Below are 5,127 nucleotides of genomic sequence, written 5' to 3' on the forward strand. Positions count from 1 at the left end.
GGGTCGGGCTTGAACGGGGTCGCGTCGTGGAACAGCGCGTTCCAGCCCGCCATGAGCGGGCGCACGCTGAACGGGAAGGTCAACTCGGTCTTCGGCACCTCGGCCCGCACGGCGGGCTGCGCCATCAGGTAGGCGTACAGCGCGGTCAGGTCGTCGTCGCTCATCTTGGCGAACGATGTGTAGGGGAACGCGGGGTACAGGTGCTTGCCGTCACGCGAGATGCCTTCGCGCATGGCGCGCTGGAAGGCGCTGAAGGACCACTGGCCGATGCCGGTCTCTGCGTCGGGCGTGAGGTTGGTGGTGTAGACCTTGCCGAAGGGCGTGTCCATGGCGCGGCCGCCCGTGTTGGGCGTGCCGCCCGGTGCGGTGTGGCACACCACGCAGTCGCCCGCAGCGGCCAGCAGGCGGCCGCGCTCGATGGTGGCGGCGTTGTAGACCGAGGCACCCGCCGTCTGCACCACGGGCGCGATGGAGGGGCGCCAGCCCAGCAGCGCGGCGCCCATGGCGATGCCACCAGCGGCCAGGGCCAGGGCGCGCGCCCAGGGGCTGCGCTGGGTGGGCCATGTGGCGCTGGCTGGCACGGCGGGTGCGGGCAGCTCCAGCGTGGGCAATACCTCGGCCTGCTCAGTGGGTGCGGTGCTGCCTGCAGCCGCCTCGCCTGCGCCGCCGGGCAAGGGGTTGAGCCCGGCGCGCACCACCTCGGGCGTGAACGGCGGCGCGCGAAAGCGCACGCCCGTGGCGTCAAAAATCGCATTGGCAATGGCCGCCGTGCCCGGCACGGACGACGACTCGCCGGAGCCCAGCGGCGCCTCGTCCTGCCGGGGCATGTGCATGACCTCGATTACCGGCACCTCGCGAAAGCTCAGGATGGGGTAGCTGCCCCACTCGCGGTTGTCCACGGCCTGCTTGACGGGCTCGAACGTCACCTGCTCCTTGAGCGCGCGGCTGGTGGTCTGCAGCACGTTGCCGTGCACCTGTTGCTCCACACCGGCGGGGTTCACCATCAGGCCCGCGTCGTGCCCCACGACCACGCGGCGCACATGCACCTCGCCGGTCCTTTTGTTGACCTCCACATCGGCCACCCAGGCTGCCCAGGCGGCGCCAAAGCCGGGCCATTTGCTGTGGATGTAGCGGGCATAGGCAAAGCCCTGGCCTTGCACCCAGTCTCCATCCAAGGGGCGCTGCTGCGGGCCGGTGCGGCGAATCCAGCCCGCCTTTTCGGCCGTGGCCTGCACCAGCTCGGCGGCGCGCGGGTCGTTCAGCAACTGCAAGCGAAACTGCACCGGGTCCACACCCGCCGCCGTCGCTAGTTCGTCCACATACGACTCGTGCGCAAACGAGTTGGGCAGGGCCGACACGCCGCGCAGCCACGACGCGCGCACGATGGGCGGCATGTCGTTGACGGCCACGCGCAGGTTGTCGTACTGGTAGGGCGGGCGTGCCGTGCGGTCGCCCATCTCGTAGGCCTGGGCCACGGGCTCGATGGTGCGGGTGAGCAGCAGGGCCAGCGTGGGCGCGCCGTTGGAGGGGTAGGACGTTTCGAAGTCGTACGCCGCCACGGTGCCATCGGCCTTGAGCCCGCCGCGCACCTGCATGAGCTGGGCAGTGCCCTTGGGTTCCCACAAATGCTCTTGCTCGCGCGTGAGCTGCACGCGCACCGGGGCGCCCACAGCGCGCGACAGCAGCGCGGCATCTGCCGCCACATCGTCGGCACCGTTGCGGCCATAGCAGCCTGCGGCCTCCATGCGGATGAGGTCGATGTCCACATCGGTCAGCCCCATCAGCCGGGCGAGGTCGGCGCGCAGCACATGGGGGTTTTGCGTGCCCGCCCACACCGTCATGCGCGGGCGGCCCGTGCTGTGATCACTGCGCCATTCGGCCACCGCGCAGGACGGGCCGATGGAGCCGTGCATCTGGTACGGCCACACATAGGTGCGTGGCATGGGCTGGCCGTTGGCAGACAGCGCGGCCAGGGCGCCATCCACATCGCCCTCGTCCACCAGGCGGCGCTGCGTGGCGGGGTTGGCGCGGATGGCCTGTTCCAGCGCCTCGGCGCTGTCCTGGCGCGGGAAGCCAGGCCAGTCCTTCCAGTGCACTTTCAAATCGCGCAGCGCCTGCTCGGCCTGCTCCTCGCGCTCGGCGACGATGCCCACAAAGTCGCGGATCACCACCACGGCGCGGATGCCGGGGATGTGGGCGATGGACTGCTGGTCCACCGATTCCAGCGTGTTGCCGATGAAGTCGCCATGGTCGGCCCCCGCATACGGCGGGCGCACCACACGGCCGTGCAGCATGCCGGGCACGCGCATGTCGTGCACAAACACCAGCTCGCCGCTGACCTTGGCGGGGATGTCCACGCGCGGCACGGACTGGCCGACCACGGTGTAGTCAGCCGCAGCCTTGGTGGGCGTGGCGTCCACCAGCTCCAGCGTGGTGTGCGCGCCCGCCAGCAGCGCGCCGTAGGCCACGTGGCGCGACGGGTCTGCCATGACCTGCACCACCCCCGCGCGCACCTGCAGTGCCTCCACCGACACGCCCAGCCGCTCTGCGGCCTGGGCCACCAGCCAGTGGCGCGCCTGCGCAGCGGCGGTGCGCAGGGGCTTGGCGTGGATCTGGATGGACGCACTCGCGATGGTGGCGCCCTGGTTGGGCGCGCGTGTGGTGTCGCCCAGCACCATGTTCACCTGGGCCAAGGGCACGTCCAATTCTTCGGCCACGATCTGCGCGAGCGCGGTGCGGATGCCGGTGCCCAGGTCCACATGGCCGTTGAGTGCGGTCACGCTGCCGTCGTCCCACACGGCGATCAGTATCTCCACGCCCTCGGCCGGGTTGCCCGCCACGAGCGCGGGCTGGCCCTTGACGGGAGGTGGCGCGGGCGGTGGGTTGCGCACCACCAGCAGCACGCCCCGGGCGGCATGGAAGTCGGCGCGGGTGAGCGGGCTGTGGGCGCGCAGGGATGGAGGCGTGTTCATGCCTGGGCCTCGCGCATCAGCTGGGCCGCGCGCAGCACGGCGCGGATGATTTCGACATGCGTGCCGCAGCGGCACAGGTTGCCCGACAGCTCGCGGCGTACGGCTGCTTCGTCGGGGTCTGGATTGCGCTCCAGCAGGGCCACGGCCATCATCACCATGCCGCTCAGGCAATAGCCGCACTGCGCGGCCTGCTCATCCACAAAGGCCTGCTGCACCGGGTGAAGCCCTTCGGTGCGGCTACAGCGCCCGGGCAGCCCTTCCAGCGTGGTCACCTCGCGACCTGCCACGCCCTGCGCCGGGATCACGCAGGCCCGCGCGGCAATGCCGTCCACCAGCACCGTGCACGCCCCGCACTGCCCCAGGCCACAGCCGTATTTGGGGCCGTTGAGCGACAAGTCATTGCGCAGCACGTGCAGCAGCGTGGCGTGGGTGGAGGTACTTGCTGGCAAGGCACAAGGCTGGCCGTTGACGACCATGGTGTGAAGCGAAGCGGGCGCGTGCATGTCTCTTTGGGATGCCCTCAGCGCCGCAGACTGCCGGTGCGCGTATACATCTCCAGATCCACAAAGTTGGAGCCATTGTGGTTGCCCGGGCCGTACTGCAGCGGAAAGTCACCGATCTTGGTGGTGCCCATGTCTTCCATGGCCTTGATGAAGCCTTCACGCGTGAGCGCTTTGCCCGCGCGCTTGAGACCCTCCACAAACACGCGGGCGGCAATGTAGCCCTCCAGCATGGTGTAGCTGTCGATCTTCTCGCCCGCGTCCGCGCGGTCCTTGCGGTAGTCGGCCACGATGGCCAGACGGCTGGCCTGTGGCGAGGGCACGATGCTGGCCGTGACCAGGCCCTCGATGCCGCCGTTCAGGCGCTGCGCAGAGCCCGGTGCGTCGGTGATGCCCACCGAGATGGTGTACAGCGGCGACGCCGCGCCCGCCGCCCGGTAGTCGCGCAGGAACACTTCCACCATCTTGCCCGCCATGATCATCACCACCGCGCCCGGCTGGGCCTTGGTGAGCTGCGCCACCTGGGGCTTGGCGTCGGTGGCGGCGATCTCCATGGGCACGGAATCGACCACCTTGACCTTCAGGCCCTGGGCGATCTGCAGGCAGGTGTCGAGGTTGGATTTGCCAAACGCGCTGTTCTGGTAGATGACAGCGATGTTGTTGATGCCCAGCGTGGCGAGGTGGCCCACGATCTTGCGCAGCTCGGTCTCGTAGCTGGCGCGCACGTGGAACAGGTAGCGGTTGTGCGTGGTGCGAAACGAGGTGGTGCCCACCAGCGGCGCGAACATGGGCACGCCCGCCTTCTCTGCCAGGGGCATGGCGGCGATAAGGTTGCCGGTGGCCACATAGCCGATCAGGGCGAAGACCTTGTCTTCGTCAATGAGCTTGGCCGTGTTCTCGGCGGTCTTCTTGGGCTCGTACGCGTCATCGTGCGACACCAGCTCCAGCGTGCGCCCCTGCACGCCGCCGGTCTTGTTCACCTTGTCGAACGCCAGCGCAATGCCCGCCTTGTAGTCCACCCCGAAATCCTTGGCCGGGCCGGTGAACACGGCCGACTGCCCCACCTTGATGCGGGTGTCCGTCACCCCGGTCTCGGCAGCAGCCGGGCCCGCGGCCCCCAGAGCAGCGGCGGCCAGGGCCGTCAGCACCACACGGCGGTCGATGCTGCCCTCCTCCATCCCACGACATTTCATGAAACGCTCCTTACATCAAAGGCGCAAGTTTCCCTGCAAGCGGAGCGGCTGCGCAACCATTTCTGCGGGGTGTTGTGAATCCGTCAAACCCCGGCGCCGAAGCACCGGGGCGGTGCGCCGTCAGGCGACATCGATGTCGCTGGACTGGATGCGTTTGACGCCCTTAGCCTTCATGTTTTTCCAGGCCGCATCGAGCGATCCGTTGAGGTCAATGGCGCGGGTCGCATCTTCGACCACATAGGTTTCGAAGCCCAGACGTTTGGCGTCCAGCGCCGTCCAGGCCACACAGAAGTCGGTGGCCAGGCCCGTGACAAACACGGTCTTGATGCCACGCTGCTTGAGGTAACCCGCCAGGCCGGTGGAGGTCTTGCGGTCGGCCTCTTCAAAGGCCGAGTAGCTGTCCACATGCTGGTGAAAGCCCTTGCGCAGGATGACCTGGGCCTTGGGCACCTGGAGGTCCTT

The 5,127-nt window shown here is 68.7% G+C and carries 4 protein-coding genes; all 4 read right to left on the bottom strand.

What is annotated here, in order from left to right; all coding sequences use genetic code 11:
- The coding region (locus DBR23_RS27190) for a molybdopterin cofactor-binding domain-containing protein (protein WP_108500140.1) at nt 1–2,972 on the bottom strand (2,972 nt) is incomplete at its 3' end.
- A complete protein-coding gene (locus DBR23_RS27195) occupies nt 2,969–3,475 on the bottom strand; it encodes a (2Fe-2S)-binding protein (RefSeq protein ID WP_108500141.1) in 507 nt (168 codons plus the stop codon). The genes DBR23_RS27195 and DBR23_RS27190, both read right to left, overlap by 4 nt.
- A gap of 17 nt (nt 3,476–3,492) precedes the next feature.
- Nucleotides 3,493–4,665, bottom strand: a complete 1,173-nt coding sequence (locus DBR23_RS27200) for an ABC transporter substrate-binding protein (RefSeq protein WP_199227815.1) — start codon at nt 4,663–4,665, stop codon at nt 3,493–3,495.
- 120 nt (nt 4,666–4,785) lie between these two features.
- Nucleotides 4,786–5,127, bottom strand: a 342-nt coding sequence (locus tag DBR23_RS27205) for an isochorismatase family protein (RefSeq protein ID WP_146191468.1), incomplete at its 5' end; no start/stop codon positions are given.

It is taken from the genome of Acidovorax sp. HMWF018 (genome assembly GCF_003061035.1).
In the GTDB taxonomy this organism is placed as follows: Bacteria; Pseudomonadota; Gammaproteobacteria; order Burkholderiales; family Burkholderiaceae_C; genus Acidovorax; species Acidovorax delafieldii.

Bases quoted from the DNA above. Each gene is read 5' to 3' on its own strand.
- DBR23_RS27195 (WP_108500141.1), bottom strand. From the start codon at position 3,475: ATGCACGCGCCCGCTTCGCTTCACACCATGGTCGTCAACGGCCAGCCT.
- DBR23_RS27200 (WP_199227815.1), bottom strand. From the start codon at position 4,665: ATGAAATGTCGTGGGATGGAGGAGGGCAGCATCGACCGCCGTGTGGTG.